The 26923-nt window shown below is 72.6% G+C and carries 25 protein-coding genes and 1 tRNA gene; 18 read left to right on the forward strand and 8 right to left on the reverse strand.

Going from position 1 to position 26923, the window contains the following annotated elements:
- The first annotated feature begins 120 nt into the window (after window positions 1-120).
- From ACGFI1_RS28335 to ACGFI1_RS28375, 9 genes are all read left to right on the forward strand, one after another.
- Window positions 121-498, forward strand: a complete 378-nt coding sequence (locus tag ACGFI1_RS28335) for a hypothetical protein (RefSeq protein ID WP_392789519.1) — start codon at window positions 121-123, stop codon at window positions 496-498.
- Window positions 498-722: a hypothetical protein gene (locus ACGFI1_RS28340; RefSeq protein WP_392789521.1), complete on the forward strand. Its 225-nt coding sequence runs from the start codon at window positions 498-500 to the stop codon at window positions 720-722. Before ACGFI1_RS28335 ends, ACGFI1_RS28340 begins: the two co-directional genes overlap by 1 nt.
- A 182-nt stretch (window positions 723-904) precedes the next feature.
- Window positions 905-1636 (forward strand): GntR family transcriptional regulator, encoded by a 732-nt coding sequence (locus ACGFI1_RS28345; RefSeq protein ID WP_392789524.1) that lies wholly within the window; start codon window positions 905-907, stop codon window positions 1634-1636.
- 128 nt (window positions 1637-1764) lie between these two features.
- Window positions 1765-2193 (forward strand): plasmid replication, integration and excision activator, encoded by a 429-nt coding sequence (locus ACGFI1_RS28350; protein ID WP_392789527.1) that lies wholly within the window; start codon window positions 1765-1767, stop codon window positions 2191-2193.
- Window positions 2190-2396 (forward strand): hypothetical protein, encoded by a 207-nt coding sequence (locus ACGFI1_RS28355; RefSeq protein ID WP_392789529.1) that lies wholly within the window; start codon window positions 2190-2192, stop codon window positions 2394-2396. The genes ACGFI1_RS28350 and ACGFI1_RS28355 overlap by 4 nt, the downstream gene beginning before the upstream one ends.
- A gap of 89 nt (window positions 2397-2485) precedes the next feature.
- On the forward strand, window positions 2486-3952 hold the full coding sequence (locus tag ACGFI1_RS28360) for an FtsK/SpoIIIE domain-containing protein (RefSeq protein WP_392789532.1): 1467 nt from the start codon (window positions 2486-2488) through the stop codon (window positions 3950-3952).
- Between the two features lie 86 nt (window positions 3953-4038).
- Entirely contained in the window at window positions 4039-5667 is a 1629-nt protein-coding gene (locus tag ACGFI1_RS28365; protein ID WP_392789809.1) for a replication initiator, read from the forward strand.
- Entirely contained in the window at window positions 5664-5864 is a 201-nt protein-coding gene (locus tag ACGFI1_RS28370; protein ID WP_392789534.1) for a helix-turn-helix transcriptional regulator, read from the forward strand. The genes ACGFI1_RS28365 and ACGFI1_RS28370 overlap by 4 nt, the downstream gene beginning before the upstream one ends.
- Complete coding sequence (locus ACGFI1_RS28375) at window positions 5861-7243, forward strand: tyrosine-type recombinase/integrase (RefSeq protein WP_392789537.1); 1383 nt, start codon at window positions 5861-5863, stop codon at window positions 7241-7243. Before ACGFI1_RS28370 ends, ACGFI1_RS28375 begins: the two co-directional genes overlap by 4 nt.
- Window positions 7244-7450: 207 nt before the next feature.
- Here ACGFI1_RS28375 and ACGFI1_RS28380 read toward each other — a convergent pair.
- A tRNA-Arg gene (locus ACGFI1_RS28380) sits at window positions 7451-7524 on the reverse strand.
- Between the two features lie 229 nt (window positions 7525-7753).
- On the opposite strand from ACGFI1_RS28380, the gene ACGFI1_RS28385 reads away from it, so the two are divergent.
- The 4 genes from ACGFI1_RS28385 (at window position 7754) to ACGFI1_RS28400 (ending at window position 11525) form a co-directional block, all read left to right on the forward strand.
- Entirely contained in the window at window positions 7754-8437 is a 684-nt protein-coding gene (locus ACGFI1_RS28385; RefSeq protein WP_392789540.1) for a phosphotransferase, read from the forward strand.
- Window positions 8412-9317, forward strand: coding sequence for a cobalamin biosynthesis protein (locus ACGFI1_RS28390; protein ID WP_392789543.1), 906 nt, complete (start codon window positions 8412-8414; stop codon window positions 9315-9317). Before ACGFI1_RS28385 ends, ACGFI1_RS28390 begins: the two co-directional genes overlap by 26 nt.
- A complete protein-coding gene (locus tag ACGFI1_RS28395; protein ID WP_392789547.1) occupies window positions 9314-10819 on the forward strand; it encodes a cobyric acid synthase in 1506 nt (501 codons plus the stop codon). Before ACGFI1_RS28390 ends, ACGFI1_RS28395 begins: the two co-directional genes overlap by 4 nt.
- A gap of 79 nt (window positions 10820-10898) precedes the next feature.
- On the forward strand, window positions 10899-11525 hold the full coding sequence (locus ACGFI1_RS28400; RefSeq protein WP_240807863.1) for a DUF1444 domain-containing protein: 627 nt from the start codon (window positions 10899-10901) through the stop codon (window positions 11523-11525).
- Between the two features lie 6 nt (window positions 11526-11531).
- On the opposite strand, the gene ACGFI1_RS28405 is transcribed toward ACGFI1_RS28400, so the two are convergent.
- Window positions 11532-13064, reverse strand: coding sequence for a glycosyltransferase family 39 protein (locus ACGFI1_RS28405; RefSeq protein ID WP_392789549.1), 1533 nt, complete (start codon window positions 13062-13064; stop codon window positions 11532-11534).
- A 179-nt stretch (window positions 13065-13243) separates the two neighbouring features.
- Here ACGFI1_RS28405 and ACGFI1_RS28410 point away from each other — a divergent pair, with 179 nt between their 5' ends.
- Window positions 13244-13882 (forward strand): LysE family translocator, encoded by a 639-nt coding sequence (locus ACGFI1_RS28410; RefSeq protein WP_138637845.1) that lies wholly within the window; start codon window positions 13244-13246, stop codon window positions 13880-13882.
- 21 nt (window positions 13883-13903) lie between these two features.
- On the opposite strand, the gene ACGFI1_RS28415 is transcribed toward ACGFI1_RS28410, so the two are convergent.
- The gene (locus ACGFI1_RS28415) at window positions 13904-15685 is read right to left on the reverse strand and encodes a serine/threonine-protein kinase (protein ID WP_392789552.1); all 1782 of its coding nucleotides are present in this window, start codon (window positions 15683-15685) and stop codon (window positions 13904-13906) included.
- 137 nt (window positions 15686-15822) lie between these two features.
- On the opposite strand from ACGFI1_RS28415, the gene ACGFI1_RS28420 reads away from it, so the two are divergent.
- Entirely contained in the window at window positions 15823-16779 is a 957-nt protein-coding gene (locus ACGFI1_RS28420) for an alpha/beta hydrolase (protein WP_392789555.1), read from the forward strand.
- A gap of 18 nt (window positions 16780-16797) precedes the next feature.
- Here ACGFI1_RS28420 and ACGFI1_RS28425 read toward each other — a convergent pair whose 3' ends face one another.
- The 4 genes from ACGFI1_RS28425 to ACGFI1_RS28440 all read right to left on the reverse strand — a co-directional run bounded on the left by ACGFI1_RS28425 (window position 16798) and on the right by ACGFI1_RS28440 (window position 21790).
- The gene (locus tag ACGFI1_RS28425) at window positions 16798-18561 is read right to left on the reverse strand and encodes a serine/threonine-protein kinase (RefSeq protein WP_392789558.1); all 1764 of its coding nucleotides are present in this window, start codon (window positions 18559-18561) and stop codon (window positions 16798-16800) included.
- 80 nt (window positions 18562-18641) lie between these two features.
- On the reverse strand, window positions 18642-19991 hold the full coding sequence (locus ACGFI1_RS28430; RefSeq protein WP_386873908.1) for a DUF4389 domain-containing protein: 1350 nt from the start codon (window positions 19989-19991) through the stop codon (window positions 18642-18644).
- 71 nt (window positions 19992-20062) lie between these two features.
- On the reverse strand, window positions 20063-21025 hold the full coding sequence (locus ACGFI1_RS28435) for a quinone oxidoreductase family protein (RefSeq protein WP_386873907.1): 963 nt from the start codon (window positions 21023-21025) through the stop codon (window positions 20063-20065).
- Between the two features lie 84 nt (window positions 21026-21109).
- Entirely contained in the window at window positions 21110-21790 is a 681-nt protein-coding gene (locus tag ACGFI1_RS28440; protein WP_392733646.1) for a TetR family transcriptional regulator, read from the reverse strand.
- Window positions 21791-22089: 299 nt separating this feature from the next.
- On the opposite strand from ACGFI1_RS28440, the gene ACGFI1_RS28445 reads away from it, so the two are divergent.
- From ACGFI1_RS28445 to ACGFI1_RS28455, 3 genes are all read left to right on the forward strand, one after another.
- Entirely contained in the window at window positions 22090-22362 is a 273-nt protein-coding gene (locus ACGFI1_RS28445) for a hypothetical protein (RefSeq protein WP_240807862.1), read from the forward strand.
- Between the two features lie 105 nt (window positions 22363-22467).
- A complete protein-coding gene (locus ACGFI1_RS28450) occupies window positions 22468-22743 on the forward strand; it encodes a DUF6504 family protein (protein WP_138637840.1) in 276 nt (91 codons plus the stop codon).
- Window position 22744: 1 nt separating this feature from the next.
- Window positions 22745-26077: a DNA polymerase III subunit alpha gene (locus ACGFI1_RS28455; RefSeq protein ID WP_392789562.1), complete on the forward strand. Its 3333-nt coding sequence runs from the start codon at window positions 22745-22747 to the stop codon at window positions 26075-26077.
- Between the two features lie 24 nt (window positions 26078-26101).
- Here ACGFI1_RS28455 and ACGFI1_RS28460 read toward each other — a convergent pair whose 3' ends face one another.
- Window positions 26102-26782, reverse strand: a complete 681-nt coding sequence (locus ACGFI1_RS28460; protein WP_392789565.1) for a DUF4328 domain-containing protein — start codon at window positions 26780-26782, stop codon at window positions 26102-26104.
- Between the last annotated feature and the right edge of the window lie 141 nt (window positions 26783-26923).

The following is a 26923-nucleotide window of genomic DNA, read 5'->3' on the forward strand; positions in this document are numbered from 1 at the left end:
TCCCTGTGGCCGCTCGTCCCTGCCGGTCCCGCTCTCTTTCCTGTCTGGGAGTGGTGCCCTGTGGGTGTGTCGGTGAGGTCTCGGGCTGATGGCGCGTGGCGTCCGGCGGCGTTGGGGCTGGTGGCTGAGCTGGAGCGGCGCGGCCTGGTGGCCGAGGTGCGGGGGCATGGCGTGGTGCGGGTGCACAACCCGGCCGGTGAACCCGACCCCGGCGACCCGCGCGGGCAGGTGCTCGCGCCGGGGCTGCGGCAGGAGGTGGTGTGCCGTCGCCGGGACGGGGTCCTCTGGTGGTACTGGGTGTGGCCGGAGCCGACCCGGAACTGTCCGCCGGAGTTGGAGCCGTTGTGCCCGGTCGCCGACATCGTCACGGCGGTGACCCGGATCGCGCGGGTTCTCGCGGTCCCCTTCGCCGCCTCGCCGCCCTCGCCGGCCTCGTCGCCGTCTGCGGCCTCGTCCGGCTCCTGCGGCTCGTCCGGTTCGTCGGGTGGGTGCGGGTGATGGGCGTGTCGTGGGTGTCGGCGTCGGACGAGCGGAGTCGGCGGGCGGTGGCGGCGCAGGTGGAGCGGGAGTTCTCCGGGGTGGTGGCCTGGTACGGGCAGGCCACGGGGGCGTGGTGGGCGATGGTGCGTGTTCAGCGTGATGTGCGGCTGGTGGAGGCGCTGGATCCGCGGGAGTTGCGGGAGGCGATCGTCAACGCGCGGGGGTGGCCGTGGCCGAGGTGAACGGCGATGGCGGTCACAGGGCCGGGCACTCGGGCATCGGGCCTGGGTGCCCGGTCTGCTGTCCGGGGGTCGGACGGTCCGGGCCGGCGGGTTCCGGGGGGCGTGACGTGCGGGTGTCGGGGCGCTACAGTGCCGTGAGGTGCACTTATGCGGTCGAGTGTGACAGTAGTTAGGTGGTTGATATGTCGAGCTTGGAGTTCGAGCCTCCGAAGTATGCGCGGGTGGTGCTGGAGGTGCGGCGCCGGATCGAGAACGGCGATTACCCGCCCGGTTCCATGCTCCCCTCGGAATCACAGCTCGTGCGTGAGTTCGCGGTGGGACGTACGACGGTGGTGCGGGCGTTGCAGATGCTCCAGCAGGACGGATGGATCACCCGTGAGCACGGGCGCGGCTCGTTCGTCAAAGGTCGTCCCGCCTCGGACGTGCGGGCCGGTCGCCGGGGGCTGGCGCTGCTGGACCGTCCGGAGACGTTGCCGGGTGTGCGGCTGGTCGACGTCGGCCAGGTCGACGCCCCTGCGGGCGTGGCGGCACTGCTCGGCCTCGACGGTGGGCGGGTGCTGGCGCGGCGATCGCTGACGGTCCGCGACGGGATCGCCTCTGATCTGGTGACGTGCTGGTTCCCGCCTGAGCTGGTGTTCGGTACCGACCTGGACAAGGACACGGCGCTGCCGGTCGGGTTGCGGGATCACCTGCGGTCGGTCAAGGGGCTGCGGGTGGATCACATCTCCGAGCGGCTGACCGCGCGGCTTCCCGCCGGCGACGAGGCCGAGTTGCTGGAGATCAAGACCTCTGAGCCGGTCCTGTCGATGCTGGCGGGCGTGCACGACGCCTCCGACGTGGTGCGGTTCGTGGTTGAGGTCGTGATGCCGGGGTCGCTGCATGAACTGGAAGACGTGTACAGCGTCCCGAATTGACCCGCATGCCCGTGATGTGATGCACGTCACTCTCTCCCGAGCTTGTTCGGTCGAGTGAGCGACGTACACTCCATGTACATGCACACGTCCGAACAAGTGGACGGGTGTACAAACGAAGGTGGTTCGTGATGGCGGTGCAGGGTCCGTTCAAGGTCGCGTTCGGGGACGTGTTCCCGTTCGGGGCGTTCGTCAAGGGCGGTGTGGAGCCGGTGCGGGACTTCGACCGGTCGACCCGCGAGAACTTCGTTCAGGCGCGGGACAAGGACACCGGCGAACTGGTCTGGGCGGTGGAGGTCCTGGACGCCGACCCGGAGTCCAAGGGCACGTTCAAGGTAAAGCTGACCGGACCGGTTCAGCCGGTCGTGCCGGAGGCTCCGGCGGGGTTCCCGTTCGTGCCGGTGGAGTTCGACGGCCTGATGGTGACGCCCTACGTCAACTCCGGTACCGGCCGTCTGGCCTACTCGCTCAAGGCGTCGGCGGTCCGTCCGGCCAACTTCAAGGGCGGCGCAGGCCGCTCGGGCAAGGACAGCGGCGCGGCTGCCAGGGACGCGGCATGAACACGCTCGGCATGCTGGCGTTCGCCCTCGTCGTGCTGGCCGGTGCTGGCGGGTTCGGGCTGCGGCTGGTGGTTGATGTCGCCGAGCGGCGCCGGTCGGTGCGCTGGGCTCACACCCTCGCCCGGTTCTGCGGTGACGCCGGTTGCCGGGTGTGCCGGTCGCGGTCGCTGTCGGACGAGTTCCCGCGCGTCATCTCCGGCTGAGTTCTGGGTGGGGCGGCTGGAGCTGGTACCTCCGGCCGCCCCGCTTCTCTCGCTCTCCAACAGCACAGAAGAGAAGAGGTGTCCAGGTTATGGCCTGGGAGTTCCGCAAGCTCGCACCTGGCGAGAACGTCGCGGTTGAAGCGCAGCGTGACCCGTTCGCCGCGCCGAAGTGGGCGCCTCCGGTGTGGCACATGCCCGAGGGCCTGGTGCTGCTCGTCAACCTCGTCCGCGCGCTGGTCCGGACGGTCGTGTTCCTGGTCCGCAACATCGTCCCCGTGTCGGTCCTGTCCGGGCTGGGCTGGCTCGGCGTCCGGTTCGGGTGGCTCGTCCCCGTCCTGGTCCTGGCCCTCGTCGCCGTGGGCCTGGGCGTGTGGGCGGGGGTGGACCGTCCGTCCTTCGTCCGCTGGGTCGCTCGTCCGGCCCGTGCCCGGTGGCGGCTGGTCGCGGTGTACCGGCGGCACTGGCAACCCGTCCTCGTCACCGCTGGACTCACCAAGATGCATCGCGGACGGGAGTACCTGCCCTCCCTGGTGCGGGTCCGCTGCGGTCCTACCTCGGATCGGGTGCTCGTCCGGATGCTCAAGGGGCAGGCTCCGGACGCGTGGGAACGGGTCGCGGTCAACCTCGCGCACGGGTTCAGCGCGTCCCTGGTCCGGGTCCGGGACGGGGACCGTCCGGGCCGCATCTGGCTGGAATTCGTCCGGCGCGATGCCCTGGCCGTCCCGATACCGGCGCTTCCCGTCCCGGACGGCTCCGCGGTCAACCTAGCGAGGCTGGTGATCGGACGGTGCGAGGACGGTTCGCCGTGGCGGCTGCGGCTGCTCGGGACGCATGTGCTGATTGCGGGGGCGACGGGGGCCGGCAAGGGCTCGGTCATCTGGTCCATCATTCGCGCCCTGCTCCCTCTGATGCTCGCGGGGCTGGTGGAGGTGTGGGCGGTCGACCCCAAACGCATGGAACTGTCGTTTGGGCGGGCGCTGTTCGAGCGGTACGGGCGGTACTCCTCCGACCAGTCGGGCGGCATGGTGGCGCTGCTGGAGACGGCGGCCGAGGACATGAACGCGCGCGCCGAACGCTTCGCGGGCGTGACGCGGTCGTTCACGCCCTCGCATGAGTTCCCGTTCCGGGTGATCGTGGTGGATGAGCTGGCGTTCCTGACCGCCTACTGCCCTGAACGGGATCTGCGGAAGCGGGCCGAGTCGGCGCTGGCGGTGCTGACCTCGCAGGGGCGTTCGGTGGGGTACTGCGTGATCGGTGCGCAGCAGGACGCGCGCAAAGAGGTCAACAACCTGCGCAACCTGTTCCCCGACCGCATCGCCCTGCGCCTCGATGAGGACGAGCAGGTTGACATGGTGCTCGGCGACGGCGCCCGTGACCGTGGCGCCCTGGCCGATCAGATCTCGTCCGTTCCGGAGGTCGGCGCGGGCGTGGGGTTCGTTCGGCTGGAGACCTCGCCTGATCCGGTGCGGGTGCGGGCGGCGTACGTCTCCGACTCCGACATCCGTGACATGGTCGCGCTCGGCGTGCCTGACCTCGACATCGAGGGGGCGGCGTGACGAAAGCGGCTTCCGGCGTCACGCAACCCACCCTCGACGGCTCCGAGGTCGACCCGGCCTCGTCGGCGGAAACCGGCCCGGAGCCGGTGGTCAAGACGCTGGCTCCGCTGGCGCGGGGCGTGCTGGAAGCGGTCGCGGTGGAACACGGCGTCTGTATCCGGCCGGTGCCCATGCGGCGGGTCGACCTCAACACCGGTGCGGCCGAGATGGTCTACGTCCCGTGCGGTCACACTCTCGCCTCGGTGTGTCCCTCGTGCGCTGAACGTAAGCGCAAGCTTCGGGCTGTGCAGTGTCGTCAGGGCTGGCACCTGACTGAGGAACCGGTCATCACGCGCGCTGACCCGGATGAGGAGCAACGCGCGTGGATGGAACTGCGGGCGCAAGCGGCGGCGGCCCGTGACCGCGCGGCCGAGGACGGGACGGCGGACGGGGAGGGGCCAGAGTTTTGGGACGCGGTGATACGAGACCTCGACATCGAGCTTGAAAGGACGGGGGTCCGCGGTGCTCTCAAGACCGGTGATGAGTCCAGGGGCCGGCGGACTCGGTCGACTCGGCGGCGGCAGGATGCGCCGGACCTTCCTCGTCGTCCGGTCGACTCCCGCACGGTCGGCAAGGTGTTCCGGGGCCACGATGGCAAGACCTTCCGGCCCTCGCTGTTCCTCACGCTGACGCTGGACTCCTACGGGCGGGTGCGGGGTGACGGTACGCCGGTCGACCCTTCGACGTACGACTACGCGCGGGCGGCGCGGGACGCGTTGCACTTCTCCAAGCTGATCGACCGGTTCGTGCAGAACCTGCGCCGGTTCGTCGGATATGACGTGCAGTACTTCGCCGCCGTCGAACCGCAACGCCGTCTCGCTCCGCACCTGCACATGGCCATACGGGGAACGGTTTCGCGGGCTGAGTTGCGGCAGGTGGTGGCGGCCACCTATCACCAGGTGTGGTGGCCTTCGACCGATCGCGTCGTCTTCGAGGGTGAGCACCTGCCGGTCTGGGATGATGTGGCGGGCGAGGACGGTGGCGGCTACCTCGACCCCACTACGGGCGAGGTGCTGCCTACGTGGGATGAGGCGCTGGATGCCCTCGGCGACGGCGAGGATGCCGAACCGCTTCACGTGGTCAAGTTCGGGCGGCAGATCGACGCACAAGGCGTCCTCGCCGACTCGGCCGACTCCCGGCGCTGCATCGGCTACCTGACGAAATACCTGGTCAAGGGCGTGGCCGAGTGCCACACCGCCGAGACTGCGGCGCAGCGTGAGCATGTCGACCGGATGGCCGAAGCGCTCCGGTACGAGCCGTGCTCGCCGACGTGCGCGAACTGGCTGCGCTACGGCGTCCAGCCCAAGAACCCCCGCAAGGGCCTCACGCCGGGCTACTGCAAGGGCAAGGCACACCGACGCGAACACCTCGGCTACGGCGGCCGCCGCGTCCTGGTCTCCCGCAAATGGTCCGGCAAAACCCTCGCCGACCACAAAGCCGACCGCAAAGCCTGGGTCCTCGCGCGCCTGGCTGAGGCCGGAATCCCCGTGACCAACCCGGCCGATCCGAACTCCGTCCACGTCTGGGAACGAGCGGGACCCGGCGACCCGGACGTGAAACCCGCCGAACAACGGCTCCTCCTACTGATCAACGAACGCATCCAACGGCGTCGCCAGCTCGACGCCGCGACCCACACCCCCACCCCGGAACTTTCGGCAACTGCGGAGGCTGCGTGAGCACCAAGCGGGATGAACTCCTCACGGTCGACCAAGTTCTCGAGGCGCTCGGCGGGATCTCTCGGCGGACGTTCTACCGCTGGCGTGAGATCGGTCGGGCTCCGGCGTCATTCAAGCTCCCTAACGGTGAGATCCGCATCTATCGCAGTGACCTCGACGCCTGGCTCTGGTCGCTGCGTGAGGAGACGGCGGCGTGAACACGTCCTACAAGGTCAAGTTCTGGGAGATCCGGCCGAACAAAGCGGGGCCGAGGTCGAGTAAGCCGGGCAAGGTCATCTCGTACACCGCGCGTTGGACGGTCGGCGGTCATGAGAAGTCCCGGACCTTCGAACGGTCGTCTCAAGCGAAGAGCTTCCTGTCCGACCTGCGGCAGTCTGCCAAGAACGGTGAGGCGTTCGATACGGACACGGGCCTTCCGCTGTCCATGCTCAAGGCGGCGACGGCGCGCACATGGCTGGAGTTCGCGCGGGCCTACGTCAATACCCGTTGGCCGCACGCGGCGGCAAAGTCACGTGAGGGGCTCACCGACACCATGACGGCGGTGACGCTCGTGTTCCTCAAGGACATGCCCGGCCGTCCTGACGCGTCCCTCCTCCGGGTGCTTCTTCGGCAATTCGTCTTCGTCCCGGACGATCGCCGTCCTGAGATGTCGGCTGACCTGGGCGCGGCGCTTGGCTGGCTGGAGTCGGCGTCCATGCCGATTACCGACCTGGACGAACCGCGGTTGGCTCGGGCCGCGCTGGAAACGCTCGCGCTCCAGCTCGACGGGCAGCCGGCGGCGTCCTCGACCTTCCGGCGCAAGCGGGCGGTGTTCAAGCATGCGCTCGGCTACGCGGTCGAACTGGGGGACTTGGCGACGAACCCTCTCGACCGTGTGAAGTGGCGTCCGCCGAAGCAGAACGGGGCCGTTGATCGCCGCGTCGTTGTGAATCCGGCCCAGGCTCGGGAGTTGCTGACGGCGGTCTCCTACGTCGGCCGGTCGCGTGGCCCTCGGTTGCGGGCGATGTTCGCGTGCATGTACTTCGCTGGCCTTCGTCCGGCTGAGGCTGCGGGCCTGCGGCGGCAGGACTGCGAACTTCCGGCAACCGGCTGGGGCCTGATCACGCTCAAGAAGACCCGGCCGCAGACGAACAAGCGATACACCGACTCGGGGGAGACCTTCGATGATCGGGGCCTCAAGCATCGGGACGATGACCTCGTCCGGCCCGTCCCTATCCCGCCTGAGCTGGTGGCCGTACTCCGTGAGCACCTCGACGCGTTCGGGACGGCCAAGGACGGGCGGTTGTTCGTCACCAGTGGCGGCCGGTCGTTCTCCGGCTCGGCCTACGCGCAAGTCTGGAAGCAGGCTCGCGCCCTGGCGCTGACTCCCGATCAGGTCGAGTCCCCGTTGGGGGCGCGGCCGTACGACCTTCGGCATGCAGCGGTGTCGCTCTGGCTCAACGCGGGCGTCCATGCGCCTGAAGCGGCCGAACGCGCTGGCCACGGCGTGGATGTGATGTTGCGTGTCTACGCCAAGTGCATAGATGGGCAACGGGACGTCGCCAACCAGCGCATCGAGGACGCGTTGGCGGCATGATCGGCAACTGCGGTGGAGAGGCTCCGGGGCGTTCCGGGGCCTCTCTTGTCTTGCGTGCTGACCTGGGCAAACGTGGGCGGACTCATTCCGCGTATATTCCGGGAACGGTGCCGCTCGGCTGCCTTCGGTGGCGTCTGGCTGCATCCGGACGAATCGGCGTGAGAGACGTCCTCGCAGGTCAGAGCCTTGATCGGCTGGTGAGAAGGGCGCGCCCGGCAGGATTCGAACCCGCGACCGTCGGATTAGAAGTCCGATGCTCTGTCCAGCTGAGCTACGGGCGCCCGGCGCCCGGCGGGACGCCGGGACACAGTGTAAGGGTGCGGGTCCTCCAGCTCCACATCTATAACGCCGTTACCACGCGTGAGCGGAGCGTGCGGGGTGTTCCGGGTTCTATCTTTGGGTGCTGTGGCAGTGGACTTTGAGGTTCCGCTCTTCGGTGGGGACGTGTCGGAGGGCGTGGTGCGGGTCGGGGAGACGGTGCGGAGGCCGCTCGGGGCGCACAGTCCCGCTGTGCACGGGGTCCTGCGGCATCTGGAGGCGGTCGGGTTCGACGGGGCGCCGCGGGTGCTGGGGGTCGATGAGCGGGGGCGGGAGGTGCTCAGCTGGGTGCCCGGCGAGGTGCCGCACCGGCCGCTCGCGGCCCATGTGGTCTCGGAGGACGCGCTTCGGGGAGTGGGGCGGCTGCTGCGGCGCTACCACGATGCCGTGGCCTCCTACGGTGTGCCGGACGCCGGGTGGGATGACGACCTCTCCAATCTGGACGGGCAGCCCGAGATCGTCGGGCATTGCGATGTCACGCCGGAGAACGTGGTCTTCCGGGGTGGGGCACCGGCGGCGCTGATTGATTTCGACCTCGCGCGGCCCACGACGCGGTTGTTCGATGTCGTCACCGCGTTGCGGCATTGGGGGCCGATCGAGGATCCGGCCGATCGGGACGCCTTGCTGTACAGAGCCGACGTCGGGCGGAGGATCAAGGTCTTCTGTGACGCTTACGGGTTGGCGCGGGAGTTGCGGCGGGACGTGCTGCCGACGGCGCGGGTGAGGTTCGAGCGCTCCTATCGGGCCATGCGGGCCAGGGCGCAGCGTGGTGGGGGATGGGCGCGGATCTGGGACGGTGGTGCCGGGCCGCGCATCCGGCGCGCGCAGGATTGGCTGGAGAGGCACTGGGATGAACTTGATGCGCGGCTCTGCTGAGGGGCTTGTGGGCGGTGTCGTGCTGGACGCCTTTCTGGGGGATCCGAGGCGTTGGCATCCGGTCGCGGGATTCGGGCGCGTGGCCTCGGCCGTCGAAAAAACTCTTTATGGGGATGCCCGGTGGCGCGGGGTCGTCTATGCCGGGGTTCTCGTGGGCGGTGCGGGGGCCGTCGGGATCGTGCTGGAGCGGGTGAGCCGGCGGTTCGGGGTGCACGGGCTTGCCACCGCGGCCGTCACTTGGGCTGTGCTCGGCGGGACGTCGTTGGGACGTGAAGGGCTCGTCATGGCCCGCGTTCTTGAGCGGGGCGATGCGGAGGCGGCCAGGGCGCGGCTTTCTCATTTGTGCGCGCGGGATCCCGAGGGGATGGACGCGAAGGGGTTGAGCAGGGCGGTCGTGGAGTCGGTCGCCGAGAACACCTCGGACGCGTCGGTGGCCCCTTTGGTCTGGGGAGCGGTGGCGGGTATTCCGGGGCTGCTGATGTATCGGGCCATCAACACGCTGGACGCGATGGTCGGGTACCGGAGCCCGAGGTATGAGCGGTTCGGGTGGGCGGCGGCGAGATTGGACGATGCCGCCAACTGGGTGCCGGCTCGGGTGACCGCGGGATTGGTCGTGGCGTGCGGCGGGCCGAGGGCTTGGAGGGTGCTCAGAAGGGACGGCGGGAAGCACCCGAGTCCCAATGCAGGACGGGTCGAAGCGGCGTTCGCGGGCGCGCTCGATGTCCGGCTCGGCGGCGTCAACGCCTATGGGGGCCGGGTCGAACGGCGGCCCGAGATGGGGGACGGCAGGGTGCCCGAAGTGAGGGACATCAGGAAGGCCGTCCGGCTTTCGGCGGCGGTGACGTTCGCGGCGGCGGTGGCGATCGGGGTGCTGCGGTGAGCGGGCTGCTCGTGGCGGGGACGACGTCGGACGCGGGGAAGAGCGTGGTCACGGCGGGGCTGTGCCGGTGGCTGGCGCGGCAGGGGGTGAAGGTCGCGCCGTTCAAGGCCCAGAACATGTCGCTGAATTCGATGGTGACGAGTGATGGGGCGGAAATCGGGCGGGCTCAGTACATGCAGGCCCAGGCGGCGGGGGTCGAGCCGCGGGCGGTGATGAATCCGGTGCTGCTCAAGCCGGGGAGTGACCGGCGCAGCCAGGTGGTGGTTCTCGGGCGGCCCATCGCGGAGGTCGACGCGCTCCAATACGGGCAGCACAAGGAATGGCTCAAGGGCGTGGTGCTGGAGAGCCTCGATGAGCTGCGGTCCGAGTACGACGTGGTGGTGTGCGAGGGGGCGGGGAGCCCGGCCGAGATCAATCTGCGCGGCGGCGACATCGTGAACATGGGGCTGGCGAGGGCGGCCGATCTGCCGGTCGTGGTCGTCGGCGATATCGACCGGGGCGGTGTTTTCGCGTCCTTGTACGGGACGGTCGCGCTGCTGGAAGAAGCAGATCAGGCTCTCGTCGCCGGGTTCGTCATCAACAAGTTCCGTGGCGCGTACGAGTTGCTGAAGCCGGGGCTGGAGCAGTTGGAGGCCCTTACCGGGCGGCCGACGCTGGGTGTGCTGCCGTGGAAGCTGGGGCTGTACCTCGATTCCGAGGACACGCTGGCGCTGGACGCGCCGAGGCCCGATGCCAGGAGCCCGTACGGGAAACAGACGCTGCGGGTGGCCGTCGTCAGGTTCCCGCGCATCTCGAATTTCACCGACCTGGACGCGCTGGCGTGCGAGCCGGGCGTCATCGTCCGGTACGCGGCGAGCGTCGGTGATCTGGCGGAGGCCGATCTCGTGGTTCTGCCGGGTACCAGGGCGACGGTGAACGATCTGCAGTGGCTCCGTGAAAGGGGAATGGCCGAGGAGGTCTCCCGGCGGGCCCGGGAAGGGATGCCCGTTCTCGGTATCTGCGGCGGTTACCAGATGCTGGCCGAGGAGATCGTGGACCACGTCGAGTCCCAGAAGGGCACGGCTCAGGGGCTCGGTCTTCTGCCGGCCAAGGTCGAATTCGGGGAAGAGAAGATCCTCGGGCGGCCGACCGGCGAAGCCTACGGTGAGGACGTCCACGCTTATGAGATCCACCATGGCGTCGTCACCGCTCGGGGAGAGCCGTTTCTGGACGGATGCCGAAACGGCGCCGTCTGGGGGACGACCTGGCACGGCGCCATGGAGAACGACGGGTTCAGAAGGGCATTCCTTGAGGACGTCGCCCGCCACGCGGGAAGGGATTTCACCCCCGCGCCGGACGTGTCGTTCGCGGCCCTGCGAGAGGCGACCCTGGACGCGCTCGGCGACCTCGTCGAAGAGCACCTGGACACCGATGCCGTCTGGCGGATCATCGAGAAGGGCGCCCCGGCGGGGCTGCCCGTCGTCCCGCCCGGCGGGGCGCCGCCCGTGGCCGGGACGAGCTGACCCGGGGTTCCGCGTGCGGTCCCGGAGCGACGGTAAGGTGATCCACTCAGGCCGCACCAGGTACCAGGAGGATCGTCCCGTGTCCGACCCGCGGTCCAGTCTGATCGTCCCGCTCATGAAGGCGCGGGTGCCGGCGGAGGTCCAGCTGGAGTTCCCGCTGCCCGCGGACGAGGAGCCGGTCCGCGACCCGTTCGCCGGCGACCTGTACGTCACGTACGCGCTGGAGATCGCCGACGAGGGCGCCCCGGCGGGCCGCCGCTACGAGCACGTGGCGCGCCGGCACTGCGCCGAGCTCGGGGTGGCGCCCGGCGAGCTGCGCCGCCGCGCGGTGATCAATCTGCGCGACCTGCGTCCGGAGCTGAGCCTCAGCTGGTACCCCGACGTGCGCGCCGTGACGGTGTCGCTCGGCGGGACGACGGGGCGCGGCACCCTGGAGGCCGGGCTGCTGCTGGACGACGGGTTCCTGGAGAAGCTGGCGCAGGACGTGGAGGGCGACCTCGTCGTGGCGGCCCCCGCCCGGGACGTGTTCGTGGCGTCCGGTACCGGCCATCCCGACGGTGTGGACAAGCTGCGCTGGGCGGTCGCGCAGGTGTGGGCGGAGGACCGCGACAACGCCGACCCGAGCTGGGACGTGCCCGCCGGGAGCCTGCTCACCCACAACCTGATGGTGCGGCGCGGCGGCGTCTGGGACGTCCTGACCGACTGACGGCCGTCACGACAGCTGCTTGAACTCGGGCCACAGCTGCGGCCACGGGGCACGCTGCCCGCGGCAGACCCAGATCGGCTTGTCCTGTTCCTGGTTGTCGAGCCCGACGCCGTTGTCGATGCGCCCCACGGGACGGACGTCCGACCAGAACCGCCGCAGCCCGGCGCCCTCGGCGACGTTGTCCGGCCCCACGACGATGGTGGGGCCGCCCGTCTCCGGTGGACGCCCGAAGTACCAGTAGCCGTTGTGCCCGCTGTAGGCGCGGGGAAGGCCGAGGTCGGGCCCGTACATGTCGAGTGCCCCGGCTTCGCCGTAGTTGCTGACGACGATGGTCGCCGTGGCTCGCTCGGCGGGTGGCAGCGAGCGGTAGGCGTCCGCGACCTGCGCGGCGAACCGGGGCCAGCCGACCGTCTCGGCAGAGTCGGCGTTGACGGCGGGCTGAGGCGTGTCCGCCAGCCACTTCACCGGGTAGACGGGCAGCGTCAGCAGCACCGTCGTGATCGCGGTGACCGCGTACATGGGGGCGGACGCGAGCCAGCCGAAGCCGCGCGGCGCGCCGTTCCGCTCGATCTCCACGGCCCCGGCCGCCCAGAGCGCCGCCCACAGCCCGCTCAGGTAGTACGGCTTCCCGGCGGTGACCAGGAACACCACGTTGAGCAGCAGGTACGCGTGCCCGAGGAACCGGTAGGGCCGCAGCTCGCCGGACCGGTACGTCCGCCAGAGCCCGTAGATCCACAGCCAGGACGGGAACACACCCGTCAGCAGGATCTGGAACGGGATGAACCCGGGCCGCCCGCCGAAGTCGGCCTTGTCGGCGATGGCGTCCGCCATCTCCAGCTGCGGCCAGCCGTGCCGCGCCTGCCACACCAGCCCGGGGACGGCCGCGAGGACGGCGACGAGGGCCCCGGCGGCGAGCATCGGGCGCCGCAGGAACTCGCGCGGCCCCGACAGCAGCAGCCCGGCCACGAGCGCGGCCAGCAGGAACACGACCAGGTACTTCACGTTCAGCGCCAGCGCCGTCACGGCGCCGGCGGCGAGCAGCAGCCGCTGGTCGCGGGTCCGCACCCACCGGACGGTCAGCCACACGAGCGTCGTGGACAGCAGCAGGTCGAGCGTCGCCGTGGAGAACAGGTGCCCGGCCGCGACCGCGAACGGGCACACCGCGTAGGACGCGGCCGTCAGCAGTTGCGCGCGCCGTCCGCCGCCCATCTCCCGCGCGGTGAGCGCGGCGACCACCACGCCGGTCGCGGCGAACACGGCGGACGGCGCCCGCAGCGCGAGGAGCGAGTCGCCGAACACCGCCGTGATCGCCCGCGCGAGCAGCGGCAGCAGCGCGGGCTGGTCGGGATACCCCCAGGCCAGGTGCCGTCCGGCCACCCGGAAGTACAGCTCGTCGCGGTGGTGGCCGTACCGGGCGCTGAGGACGAGGAGGAGCACGCCGAGCGCCCCGGCGATCAGCAGGACCGGGCGCCAGGCCGGGGCCGGCGCGGCGGCGGGGAGGCTGGCGGGCCGCGGCGCCGCGGCGGCAGGGGCGGTCATGATCCAAACCTAGGGCGCGACTATGACATAAGTCACGATCTTCACCCCGGCCGACCCCGGACACCGCCCGCACGCCCTGTCCCGTGGGCGTCGGCTCCTGGTCTTGCGGGCGGAGAGGCCGGGCCGGGGGAGCGGAAAAATCGGTGGGAGATGTCGGGAGTGCTCCGTAATGTGCGTCCATGGTTTCGTTGCATCAACTGCTGGCGTTCTCCGCCATGGCGCTGGCGATCATCGTGATCCCCGGGCCGTCCGTGCTGTTCGTCGTCGGCCGGGCGCTGGCGCACGGGCGCCGCACCGCGCTCGCCGGGGTCGTCGGCGGGGTGCTCGCGGCGCTCGCGCTGACCGCCGCCGTCGCGGTCGGCGTCGGGTCGATCGTGGAGCGTTCCGCGGTGGTGTTCACCGCGCTGAAGATCGTCGGCGCGGTCTACATCGTCTACCTGGGCGTGCAGGCCATCCGGCACCGCCGCTCGCTGCAGGAGACGATCGGCGCGGACGAGGCGGGCCGGACCGGCGGCCGGGCCCTGCTGCAGGGCTTCGTCGTCGGCATCACGAACCCGAAGACGACGGTGTTCTTCGCGGCTGTCCTGCCGCAGTTCGTCGTGCGCGAGCACGGCCACGCCACCCTGCAGATGATGGTCTTCGGCGCGGTGTTCGCGGTCATCGCGCTGTTCTGCGACAGCGTGTGGGGCATCGCCGCCGGGACGGCCCGCGAGTGGTTCGCCAGCTCACCGCGCCGCCTCGCCGCGATCGGCGGCACCGGCGGGCTGATGATGATCGGCCTCGGCGTCACCGTCGCCGCCACCGGCCGCAAGGACTGACCCCCGCCGCCCGCGCCCGGCTCAGACCGAGCAGAGGGAGAAGTCGTCGAAGACCGCCTCGGGGTACCCCGTCGCCTTCTCCGGACGGTTGAGGATGAGGCCGCTCCGGCCGTCCGGGTCGCCCGCGCCGGGGGTGGCGACGGACGACGCCGCGGACCGGCCGTTCACCCACATGCCGAGGTGGACCGTGTCGCCCTCGCCCTCGACGCAGGCGGCCTGCACGCGGTTGGTGCCGTCGCGGAGCTCGACCTTGTTGATCGCCAGCGTCCGCACCTGCCCGGACCCGAGCCGGGCGATCCGGGCGAGGCCGTCCTCCGGATGGAGCAGGAACGCGAAGCCCCCGCTCTGCCCGCGGCAGTACACCCCCGCCTCGCCCCCGGACCGGACGGACTCGACCTTGACCTCCATGAGCTGCGACCTGGGCACGTCCGGCACCGGGGCGTCGACGGCCGTCGACGTCGTCGTGGGGAGGACGTGCAGCTCGTACCTGCGGTCGCGGTAGGACGCGTCCCAGGCGGGGGCGGCGGCCGTCTTCCAGCCGGAGTCCTCGTCGCTGAAGTTGTCGTCGAAGACCTCGTCCTTGTCGTCGGGCGGGCCCTTGTGGAAGTTCGCGGCGACCGCGCCGGTGTCCGCGCCGCTGCCGCCGCCGCCCGTCCCGCCGTTCCCGTCGCCGAGGCCGCGCAGGCCCATGAAGCCGGAGACGCCGATCAGGCCGGCGAGCGCGACGGCGGCCGTCAGGCCGATGGCGCGCCGGTGCCCGCCGCCACGGGACGGGCGCCGCGCCCCCGGCGGGACCGGCATCGCGGACGGGCCCGTCGGCGGCGGCTGGAACGGCGGCACGGTGGTCGGGGCCGTGGCCGGGTCGGCGACGGCCGTCGGCCGCGGGGGCGGCTGCGGCGCCGGAGGCAGCGGCACCGTGACCGGCGCTTCCTCCGCCGGTGCCTCCTCTGCCGAAGGCTCATCGACCGGCGGTGCCACCGCCGCCTCCGCCGGTGCCTCCTCGCCGGTCAGCGTTTTGATGAGCTGCTTGACCGTCGGACGCTCGGACGGGTCCTTCGCCAGCGCGCGAGACACGAGGTCGTGCACCGCCGGGTCGAGCCCGTCCAGATCGGGGTCGGCGGACGTCACCCGGTTGATGATCTCCGGGAGCGTCTCGCCGGCGAACGGGACGCGGCCCGTCCCCGCGTAGGCGACGACGCAGCCCCAGGAGAACACGTCGGCGGCCGGGGTGATCTCCCGGCCGTGCATCAGCTCCGGCGCGATGTAGGCGGGGGTGCCGATGAACTGGCCGGTTCTGGTCGGCCCGTCGCCCGCGTCCAGCGCCCGCGCGATGCCGAAGTCGATCACGCGCGGGCCGGTCGGGGACAGCAGCACGTTGGACGGCTTGAGGTCGCGGTGCACGATCCCGGCGCCGTGGATCGCGCCCAGCGCGGTCGCGATGTTGACCGCGAGCGCCTCCAGGTCGCCGCCGCGCAGCGGCCCGCCCGACCGGACGGCCTCGTCGAGCGACGGCCCGGCGACGTACTCGGTCACCACGTACAGCGGGTCGCCGTCGAGCCGGGCGTCCAGCACCGCGGCGGTGCAGAACCGCCGGACCTGCCGCGCGGCCGTCACCTCGCGGCGGAACCGCTCGTGGAACGCCTCGTCGTCGGCCAGCTCCGGGTTGACGACCTTGACCGCGACGCGCCGTCCGGCGGCGTCCTCGCCGAGGAAGACGGTGCCCATGCCGCCCCGGCCGAGCCGTGCGGTCAGCCGGTACGGGCCGAGCCGGCGCGGGTCGCGGTCGCGAAGGGGGGCCTGCATGGGCGTCTCCCGGAAGCCGAAGGCGTGTGCGCTCAGTCTTTCGGACGTCGGCGGGGGGTGCATCCGTTCCCGGTCGCGGCCCGCGGCCTGCGACCGCCCGTACGCTGAGACCCTGCGGACGGGTCTTGGGAGGAAGCGTGGACGTGACGGACGACGTGCTCGGCCCCGGCTACGAGGCGATCGAGCTGCCGATGGGGCGGGACGCCGAGGGCGAGGTGGTCGCGACGCTGGTGCGGCGGCGCGGCACCGACCCGTCCCGCCGGGCGGTGCTGTACCTGCACGGGTTCGTCGACTACTTCTTCCAGAAGCACCTGGCCGACTTCTACCTGGACCTTGGCTTCGACTTCTACGCGCTCGACCTGCGCAAGTACGGGCGCTCGCTGCGCCCGCACCAGACGCCGAACTACATCGAGAGCCTCTCGGACTACTTCCCGGAGATCGGCGAGGCCGTCCGGATCATCCGGGACGTGGACGGCCACGACGCGCTGCTGCTGAACGGCCACTCCACCGGCGGGCTGATCGCCGCGCTGTGGGCCGACCGGGTGAAGGGGAAGAGCCTGGTGGACGGCCTGTTCCTCAACAGCCCGTTCTTCGACCTCGCCGAGCCGCTCGTGATGCGCAAGGCCGGCGCGGGGCTGGCGCGGGCGCTGCGGTCCCGGTTCCCGAAGGCGAAGCTGCCGGCGGGAGTGTCCGACTTGTACCCGCGCAGCCTCCACCGCGAGCACGACGGCGAGTGGGAGTTCGACCTCGCCTGGAAGCCGCTGCTCGGGTTCCCGGTGCGGGCGGCGTGGCTGGCGGCGGTGCGGCGCGGGCAGCTCCGCCTGCACAAGGGCCTGGACGTGGACGTCCCGGTCCTGGTCATGGCGTCGACGCGGAGCGTCCGCCCGTCCCGCAGGGTGCTGGACGTGACGGGCGCCGACGCGGTGCTGGACGTCGAGCACATGGCCCGGTACGCGCCCCGCATCGGGCGGCACGTCACGCTCGTCCGGATCGACGGCGGCCTGCACGACCTGGTGCTGTCGGCCGAGCCCGCCCGGACGCAGGTGTTCGAGGAGCTGGCCCGCTGGACGAACGGCTACCTGCCCGCCCGCTGACCGGCGGCCCGCCGGGGGTCAGCCGAGGATCTTCGACATGTCGAAGTCGTCGAAGTCGGCGACGATCTGCTCGGCCGGGTTGCCGCCCCGCTCGACCTGGAGCCCGACCCAGCCGTTGCCGAGCGGCTGGTCGGTGTCGGTCTCGTCGAGGACCTTCTCGCCGTTCACCCAGAGCCGCAGCCGGACGGACGGGCCGTCGTCCAGCCTGCCCTCGCAGGCGGCCTGGACCTTGTTCGGCCCCTTGTCGTCGTAGCCGGGGACCGAGTCGGGGGTCGCGAGGTCCTTCGTGCCGAGATCACCGTTGATCTTGCGGAGCACCGCGCCCTTGCCGTCGTTGCGGATGAGGAACATGTACTGCTTCTTGCCGTCCTCGTCGCCCCGGCACAGGATGCCGAACATGGCGTCCGCGGGGCCCTGCTCGACCGCCACCGTGACGGTCGCGAGCATCGGGTCGGGGAAGTCCTCCCGCTTGTCCTTCGGCACCCAGCGCGCGACGACCCCGGTGTTGTCCTTGGTCTGCATCCGGTACTTGCCGTCGGCGTAGCCGTAGGTCTTGTCGTAGGTGTCGCCCCAGCCGGACGCGGAGTCGGCGAACGCGTCGCCGAACGCGGTCGCCAGGTTCTCGGGCGGGCCGTCCGAGCGGAAGACGGTGAACGCGACGACGGCGAGCAGCACCACGGCGGCGATGGCGGCGCCGCCGATGAGCAGCGGGCGCTGGGGTTGCCGCCCGCGCCGCGGCGGGCCGGACCGGGTGTCGCGGCGGGTGGTGTCGGCGCCGTGCAGGGGGTTGGGCTGCTGCTGGAACACCGTCGGCGCGGTGGCCGTGGCGGACGGCGGCCGGGGCGCCGCCCCGGCGGCTCCCGCCCCCGCCGTCGCCGCGGCGGCACCGGCGGCACCGGTGGGGCCGTGCCAGCCCGCCTGGACGGTCTCGGCGAGCGTCGCCGGGTCGGTCGTGCCGTTGCCGACGAGGCGGGCGAGGACGTCCTGGACGGACGGCCGGCGGCGCGGGTCCTTGTCGAGGGCGGCGGCGACGACGTCCCGCAGGCCGGGGTCGAGCCCGTCCAGCTTCGGTTCCTCGTGCACGACCCGGTAGAAGATCTCGGGGACGGTGTTGCCCGCGAACGGCGCGGACCCCGTCCCGGCGTAGGCGACGACGCAGCCCCACGAGAACACGTCGGACGCGGGGCTCACCTGCTCGCCGCGCAGCAGCTCGGGCGGCAGGTAGTTCGGCGTCCCGACGAACTGCCCGGTGCGGGTCGGGCCGTCGGCGGCGTCGAGGGCGCGGGCGATGCCGAAGTCGATGACGCGGGGGCCGGTGGACGACAGCAGCACGTTGGCGGGCTTGAGGTCGCGGTGCACGATCCCGGCGCCGTGGATGGCGGCGAGGGCGGTGGCGACGCCGACCGCGATGCCCTCCAGGTCGGAGCCCGGCAGCGGGCCGCGCTCGGCGACGGCGCGCTCCAGGCTCGGGCCCTCGATGTACTCGGTGACGACGTACAGGGGATCGTGGTCGAGCTCTGCGTCGATGACGGGCGCGGTGCAGAACCGGCGGACCTGCCGCGCCGCCGTCACCTCGCGCCGGAACCGCTCCCGGAACGAGCCCTCCCCGGCCAGCTCCCGGTTGATCACCTTCACCGCGACGCGGCGCCCGCCGGCGTCCTCGCCGAGGTAGACCGTGCCCATGCCGCCGCGGCCGAGCCGCCCGATCAGCCGGTAGGGGCCGAGTTCCGCGGGGTCCTCGGGGCGCAGGGCCTCACCGTTCTCTCCTGCGTGCGTGGTCATCGTGATCCTGAAGGGGGAATCGGGGGGAGTGTCTCGTAGCACCCTAGTGTGCTGGACGGCGCCGGGCGGCGCGGACTCAGTCAGCGGCTCCGGCGGGCGCGCGGGAGGGTGCGGAACGGCGGGAGCGCCTCGCCGGTGAGCCCGAACGCGTACGCGATGACGCGGCTCGACCAGCGCTGGCAGCCGACGACGAGCCCGTACAGGGGGCGCGGGTAGCGGCCGGTGAACGGGATCACCAGCCAGCTGAGCGGCATCACGACAACGAGCAGCGCGTACATGGCCAGCATGACGATCAGGTGCGGGAGGACGAGCAGGCCCCTGAGCAGGGTGAACCAGCGCCTCGGGCCCCGCCACTGCGCGGGGAACGGCAGGTCGACAGTGACGGTCTGCTCGCCGGCCCCCGGCTCCGGCTCCCGCGCCGCGACGGGCTCGGGGACGGGCCGAGGCTGCTCGGCGCCCTGGACGGCTCCGGTTCCAGTTCCGGCTTCGGAGGCGGGCGGCGGCTCCGCGGCCGCGGCCGGGGCCGGTTCGGGGGCGGCCGGCCCGGGGGCTGGATGCGCCCCCCGCCACGACATCGAGATCGTCTCGGCGGCGCGCTCGGGGTCGGCGTGCTCCTGCCCGACGAGGCGGGTGAGGAGCTGCCGCGCGGTCGGCCGGGCGGCGGGGTCCTTGCCGAGCGCGGCGGCGACGACCTCGCGCAGCCGCGGGTCGAGGCCGGCGAGGTCGGGCTCCTCGTGGCCGATGCGGTGGAACGTCTCCGCGACCGTCTTGCCCTGGAACGGGGGCCGGCCCGTCCCCGCGTAGGCGACGACGCAGCCCCACGAGAACACGTCCGACGCCTGCTCGACCGGTTCGCCGCGCAGCACCTCGGGCGCGATGTAGGACGGCGTCCCGACGAACTGGCCGGTGCGGGTCGGCCCGTCGGGGGCGTCGAGGGCGCGGGCGATGCCGAAGTCGATGACGCGGGGGCCGGTGGAGGACAGCAGCACGTTGGCGGGCTTGAGGTCGCGGTGCACGATCCCGGCGCCGTGGATGGCGGCGAGCGCGGTGGCGACGCCGACCGCGATGCCCTCCAGGTCGGAGCCCGGCAGCGGCCCCTTCTCCCGGACGGCCTTGTCCAGGCTCGGCCCGTCGATGTACTCGGTGACGATGTACGGCGGGTCCTGGTCGAGCTCGGCGTCCAGGACGGGCGCGGTGCAGAACCGGTGGACGCGCCGCGCGGCGGTCACCTCCCGGCGGAACCGGGCGAGGAACGCCGGCTCGCCGGCGAGGTCCCGGTTGACGACCTTCACCGCGACCCGCCGGCCGTCGGGCTCGGCGCCGAGGTAGACGGTGCCCATGCCGCCGCGGCCGAGCCGCCCGAGCAGGCGGTAGGGGCCGAGGACGCGGGGCTCGTCCTGCTCCAGGGGGCCGGCGGCGGTCGTCGTCATGGGGGGCGGGCTCCTCAGATGATCGTCTTTGGGCCCAGCCTAAGGGAGCCGGGGGAGGCCCGGCGGGCCGGTCAGGGAATCAGCAGGAGCTTGCCGGTGGTGCGCCGCGCCTGCAGATCGGTGTGCGCGGCGCCCGCGTCGGCGAGGTCGTAGCGGTGCCCGACGTGCACGTTCAGGGCGCCGGACGCGATCCAGCCGTAGACGTCGGCGGCGCGCTCCAGCAGCTCCTCGCGCTTCTCCACGTAGTGGGCGAGCGTCGGCCGCGTCAGGAACAGCGACCCCGCCCTGTTGAGGCGCTGCGGGTCGAACGGCGGCACGGGGCCGCCCGCCGCGCCGTACAGCGCGAGGGTGCCGCGCCGCCGCAGGCTCTCCAGGCTCCCGTCGAAGGTGGGCGCGCCGACGCCGTCGTACACGGCGGCGACGCCCTCGCCGCCGGTCAGCTCCCGCACCCGGCCGGCGAAACCGTCGTAGGGCATGGTGACGTCCGCGCCCGCGTCCTTGGCGAGCCGCTCCTTCTCCGGGGTGGACGCCGTGCCGATGACGCGGGCGCCGAGCGCCTTGGCGGTCTGGGTGAGCAGCAGGCCCATGCCGCCCGCCGCCGCGTGGACGAGGACGGTGTCGCCCGGCTGGATCGGATACGTCGACCGGGTCAGGTAGTGCGCGGTCATGCCCTGCAGCAGCGACGCCGCCGCGTCCTCCAGCCCGACGCCGTCCGGGACGGGGACGGCCCGCTCCACCGGGACGACGGCCTGTGCCGCGTAGGCGCCGTGCACGTCGGCCCAGGCGACGCGGTCGCCGACCGAGAACTCGCGGACGCCCTCGCCGACGGCCGTGACCGTGCCGGCCGCCTCCATGCCCGGCGTGTACGGGAGGTCGTGCGGGTAGGCGCCCGTCCGGAAGTACACGTCGATGAAGTTGACGCCCGCCGCCGCCACGTCGACAAGTACCTCGCCGGGGCCCGGCTCGGGAGCGGGACGCTCCGCGGGCTCCAGGACCTCGGGTCCGCCGTTCCGGGTGATGACGATCGCGCGCATGCGCCCTCCTGCTGCTCGATGGCCGGCGATCAAGGAGAACCCGGAGCCGCCGGCGGTTGTTCCGGGGTGGGCCCCGGTTCCCGCTCAGACCCAGTCGCGCATCGTGCGGCCCGCGACGGTGACGGCCTCCTCGACGCGGGCCGCGACCGTCCCGGCGTCCCAGATCTCCCGGCGGGCGCACTCCTCGAACGCGACCTTCACCGCCGCCAGGTAGAACGCGACGAGGATCCGGGGCCGCAGGTCCTCCGCCGGGTCCACGCCCTCGCGGCGGGCGATCTCGGCGGCCAGCGCCTCCGCCGACGCCGAGTAGCGCGCCATCTGCGCGGCCATCAGCGACGGCGTCGACTCGATCACCTGCCGGACGCGGCGGAACCGGACGCTCTCCGCCGGGTCGCCCTCGGCGATCGTCTCCAGCACGACGCGCAGCGACTCGAACAGCGCGGCGAAGGGCCGCTCCCCGGGCGGGCGGGCCGCGAGCGCCTCGCCGAGCAGCTGGTCGTGCTCGGCGAGGAAAACGGTGACGACGTCCTCCTTGGTGGCGAAGTAGCGGAAGAAGGTCCGCTGCGACACCTCCACCGCCGCCACGATCTCGTCGATCGTCGTGGCCTCGTAGCCCTTGGCGAGGAACAGCTCCAGGGCGGCGTCGATGAGCGCGATCCGGGTCCGCTGCTTCTTGCGCTCGCGGAGGCCGGCCAGCGCGCGCTCCTGCGCCGACGAGGTGCCGTGTGTGGGGCCGGACGGGTCGCCGGCGGGGACGGCGCTCATCGGCTCGCTCCTTCTATCTGCCTGGCATGGGCACATGATGCCCGTCTCACAGAGGCTTCTATCACGGACGGACCCTCCGGATGCGCGGCGGGTTCCGCCCGCTGGAAGGTCCGTCGCGCGACGGGCGCGCACGCGCTCGCGGGGGACCATTTTCGCGGGTCCGGGAAACACCCGGCCCACTCTCCGGATTCCCCCTCCGCGATCGCGGCCGACCGGTCATGCTGAAGTCCGGTCACCATTCGTCGCCGGATGATCGCCCAAGGTCATGCGGGGCGCGGACCGTTGGTGAGGCGGCTGATGTGTCTGTAGTGGGTGGGCGGGAGACCGCCGAGGCGCGCCGGCGTCACCTCGCGGCGCTCGCCCGCGAGGTCGAGGCCCGGGGGCTCGCGTGGCGGTTCGCCGGGCCGGACGAGTCGCTGCTGGCCGTCTACGGCCCGCGGACGCGGCGCCGGGTGATGGTCGTCGCGACCCCCGCCGGCGAGGGCTGGTCCTACCTGTGGCCGGGCGGCGGCATCGCCGACGTGGCCGACGCGGAGGGCGCCGCCGACGAACTGACCCGGCTGCTGACCTGATCCCGCCTTGCTCCCGGGGCGGCGGCTTCCCTAGACTCCGAGGCGAACGTTTGTTCGAACGTCCGCATGTCCTTCCCCCGTGCGGTGTGCGCGAGGGGGAGGCAGATGACACGCGTGTTCGGCGATCCGGTCGAGGTCTGGGTGAGCGACGGCCGTCCGGTCCGGTTCGTCTGGCGCGGCCGGCTCTACGCCGTGCGGCGGGTGCTGGAGCACTGGGTCACGACCCGTGACTGGTGGCGGGAGCAGCAGCCCGCCGGCGAGGCCACCGGGGAGCGGGAGTTCTGGCGGGTCGAGGCGACCCCGGACAGGGAGATCGGCGTCTACGAGCTGCGTTATGACGCCGCCGGCGACAGCTGGCTGCTCTCCCGGGTATGGGACTGACGTGCACATTCATGTCGCTTCGTGCTATTCGCTCCGCTACGGCGTCGCCCCGCCGGCGGCGCTGGCGGAGCGCGCGGCCGGCCTCGGCATGGAGACGCTCGCGCTGACCGACCGCGACGGGCTGTACGGCGCCGTCCGGCACGTCCTGGCATGCGCGGACGCGGGCATCGGGGCGGTCGTCGGGGCCGATCTCCGGGTCGTCTCCACCGGCGAGGAGCGCGTCGTGGTGCTCGCCGAGGGCCGGGCCGGGTGGCGGTCGCTGTGCCGGCTGGTGTCGGCGGCGCACGCGGCGGGCGGGCGCGGGAACCCGGTGGTGACGCGGGAGATGGTCGGCGCGCACGCCGAGGGGCTGATCGTGCTGCTCGGCCCGGCGTCCGACGTGGGGCGCGCGGTCGCCGGGCGGCGCCCCGACGTCGCGGCGGCGCGGCTGGACGCCTGGCGCGCCACCGCCGAGACCGCGGTGGAGATCGTGAACCACCACGGCCGGGGCGACGGGCCGCACGCGGCGCGGATGCTCGCGCTCGCCCGCGCCGCCGGGGTGCCCGCGGTGCTCGGCAACGCCGTCCGCTACCTGGAGCCCGCCGACCACCCTGTCGCGCAGGTGCTGGACGTCACCCGCAAGCTCGTCCCGCTGGACCGGCGCCACCTGGAGGACCAGACCGGGCACGCCTACCTGAAATCGGTCCCGCAGCTGCGGCGGGCGGCGGAGCTCGCCTGCGGCCCGGACGAGGCGGACGCGCTGCTCGCGGCGACGCGGCGGCTGTCCGAGCGCTGCGTCCTGGACCCCGGCCGCGACCTCGGCATGGACGACGTCCACCTGCCCGCCGCCGGCGACGACCCGTACGCGCGGCTCGCCGCCCGCTGCGCGGACGGGATGGCCCGGCGCGGGCTCGCCGGCTCGGCGCGGGCCGCCGGGCGGCTGGAGGCCGAGCTCGGCGTCATCGCCCGCAAGGGCCTGGCCTCCTACTTCCTCACGGTCGCCGACGCCGCCGCGCTGATCAGGGAGCGCGGCATCCGCTGCGCGATCCGCGGCTCCGGCGCGGGCAGCCTGGTCAACTACCTGCTCGGTATCGGCGACCTCGACCCGCTGCGCCACGACCTGCTCATGGAGCGGTTCCTCGCCGACAGCCGGGAGGGGCTGCCCGACATCGACCTGGACGTGGAGTCCGCGCGGCGGCTGGAGGCGTACCAGGCGCTGTTCGACCGGTTCGGCGCCGAGAGAACGGCGTGCGTGTCGATGATGGAGACCTACCGGGCGCGCAGCGCGCTCCGCGACGTCGGCAACGCCCTCGGGCTCCCGCCCGCCGAGATCGACGCGATCGCCAAGGCGTTCCCGCGGATCCGGGCGAGCCAGATCCGCACGGCGCTGGACGACCTGCCCGAGCTGCGGCAGAGCAACCTCGCGGCGGGCCGGCTGGAGGTGCTGTTCCGGATCGCCGAGCGGCTGGACGGCCTGCCCCGCCACATCGCCATGCACCCGTGCGGCGTCCTGCTGTCGAACCCGACCCTGCGGGACCGGACGCCGATCGAGCAGGCCGCCGTCGGGTTCCCGATGAGCCAGTTCGACAAGGACGACGTCGAGACGATGGGGCTGCTGAAGCTCGACGTCCTCGGCGTCCGGATGCAGTCGGCGATGGCGCACGCGGTCGCGGAGGCCGCGCGGGTGTCGGGGGAGCGGATCGTGCTGGAGGACGTCCCGCGCGACGACCCCGCGACGTTCGCGCTGATCCGCACGTCCCGGACGCTCGGCTGCTTCCAGATCGAGTCGCCCGGCCAGCGCGACCTGATCGGCCGGCTCCAGCCCCGCGACCTGGACGACCTGGTGATCGACATCTCGCTGTTCCGGCCCGGACCGGTCAACTCCGACATGGTGTCGCCGTTCCTGGAGGCCCGCGCCGGGACCCGCGAGCCCGCCTACCCGCATCCCGACCTCGAACCGGCGCTGCGGGAGAGCCTCGGCGTGGTCGTGTTCCACGAGCAGGTGCTCCGCGTCATCGACGTGATGACCGGGTGCGGGCTGTCGCGGGCGGAGGCGGCGCGGCGGAGCCTCGGCGGCGAGCGGGGCCAGGCCGTCGTCGGCGCCTGGTTCCGGGAGCGGGCGCTGGCACGCGGCTACGACGCGGCCACCGTCGACGGCGTCTGGCGGATGCTGACCGCGTTCGGCGCGTTCGGCTTCTGCAAGGCGCACGCGGCGTCGTTCGCGCTGCCCACCTACCAGTCGGCCTGGCTGAAGCGGCACCATCCGGCCGCCTTCTACGCGGGCGTCCTCACCCATGACCCCGGCATGTACCCCAAGCGGGTCATCCTCGACGACGCGCGGCACTTCGGCGTGCCGATCCTGCCGCTGGACGTCAACCGGTCGGCCGCCGCCTGGCACGCCGAACCCGTCTCGGCGGGCGGCCCGGCCGGGATCCGGGTCGCGCTGAGCGAGGTCAAGGGCATCTCCGAGGCCGAGGTCGGGAAGATCGTCGAGGCGCGGCCGTACGCGTCGCTGGGCGACTTCTGGCGCCGCGCCCGCGTCTCCCGCCCGACCGCCGAGCGGCTCGTGCTGGCCGGGGCGTTCGACGCCGTCCACGACCGGGTCCCGCGCCGCGACCTGCTCTGCCGCGTCGGCGCCCTCGACCGCGCCACCGCCCGTGCGGCCCCGGTCGAGGGGCAGCTCGCCCTCGCCGACGACGCCGGGCTGGAGCTCGACCTCGCCGAGGAGATCCCGGCGGGGGAGCTGCCGCCGATGACGCCGGCCGAGGTCGTCGAGGCGGAGCTGGACATCCTCGGCATGGACGTCAGCCGGCACGTGCTGACCTTCTACGCCGGGCTGCTCGCCGCGCTCGGCGTGGTCCGCGCCGCCGACCTGCCGGGGCGTCCCGCCGGGAGCGAGGTCCTGGTCGCCGGGGTGAAGGTCGCCACGCAGACCCCGGCGGTGCGGTCCGGGCAGCGGGTCATCTTCGCCACGCTGGACGACGCGACCGGCCCCGTCGACCTCACGTTCTTCGAGTCGGTGCAGGACCGGTGCGCCGCCACGGTGTTCGGCTCCTGGCTGCTCGTCGCCCGGGGCCGCGTCCGCCATGCCGGTGACTCCGCCGTCTCGATCACCGCGAACGCCTGCTGGGACCTGAACGCCCTGAACGAGGAGTGGCGCCGCGGCGGGCCCGACGCCCTCCGCGCCGCGCTGCGGGGCGCCGCGCCGCGGGGCCGGCCGGTGGGGCGCCGGATCGTCCAGCCGACGGGCTTCGCGATGTCGCCGTACTCCGACATCGGCCACGCGGGCCCGGCCGTCAAGCGCCCGCCGCGGGCCGCGCTCTGGCACGCCAGCCCCGGTTCCTCCGGCTCCTAGCCGGAGCGGGGCGGGCCGCCGGGGCTAGGTGTCGCGGGTGATCTGGAGGCGGGTGATCTGGAAGACGGTGGCCATGCACAGCGCGGCGGCCAGCGCCTGGAACGCGGCGGCGGCGACGCCGACGTGGACGTCGAAGCGCGCCTCGGCGAGGGTGTCGACGCTGCCGTGCGTGAACGCGCGGCCGAGGAGCAGGCCGAGCAGGGCGCAGCACCACCAGGCCGCCACGACGAGCCCGGCGGCCTGGCGCTCGGCCGTCCGGTACCGGCCGCTGTTCACCCACACCTCGTAGACCATCCGGGGCGGCAGCCACAGGTTGACGACCGGCATGAACCAGCCGAGCAGCACCCAGGAGCGGTGGTGGCGGTGCGGGCCCGGCGACTGCCGGAACGCCCGCCACAGCCAGGTCAGGTAGAGCAGCCCGGTCACCCCGGCCATGATCGCGGCGATCGTGAACACGTCGGCGTACGGGGCGAGGGCCTGGCCGGTGGCCGCCGGGTCGTAGCTGTCGTGCGTCGCCCCGCGCAGCGGGTGCGCGAGCCGCAGCAGGCTGATCCCCGAGCCGAGCGCGACGAACGCGTTGAACCCGAGCAGCATGAACACGGCCGTGCCGACCGCGCGGAAGTCCCGGCGGCGCGCCCACGCGCCGCAGCCGGGGCACCGGTCGACCTCCGTCGGGATGATGTCGCCGCACAGCGCGCACGGCATGGTCCACCTCCCTGGTCTCATGGCTCGCTCGCTGTCACCCGGTTCTCGCCCACCGGCCCTCGCGGGTCGCCGGTCTTTGCTTTTCGCTGCTTCGGATACTACGTACGTTTGACTCGCGCGACCCCACGCGGGTTCGCGGTC

The sequence above is a fragment of the Actinomadura geliboluensis genome, from assembly GCF_043197915.1.
In the GTDB taxonomy this organism is placed as follows: Bacteria; Actinomycetota; Actinomycetes; order Streptosporangiales; family Streptosporangiaceae; genus Spirillospora; species Spirillospora geliboluensis.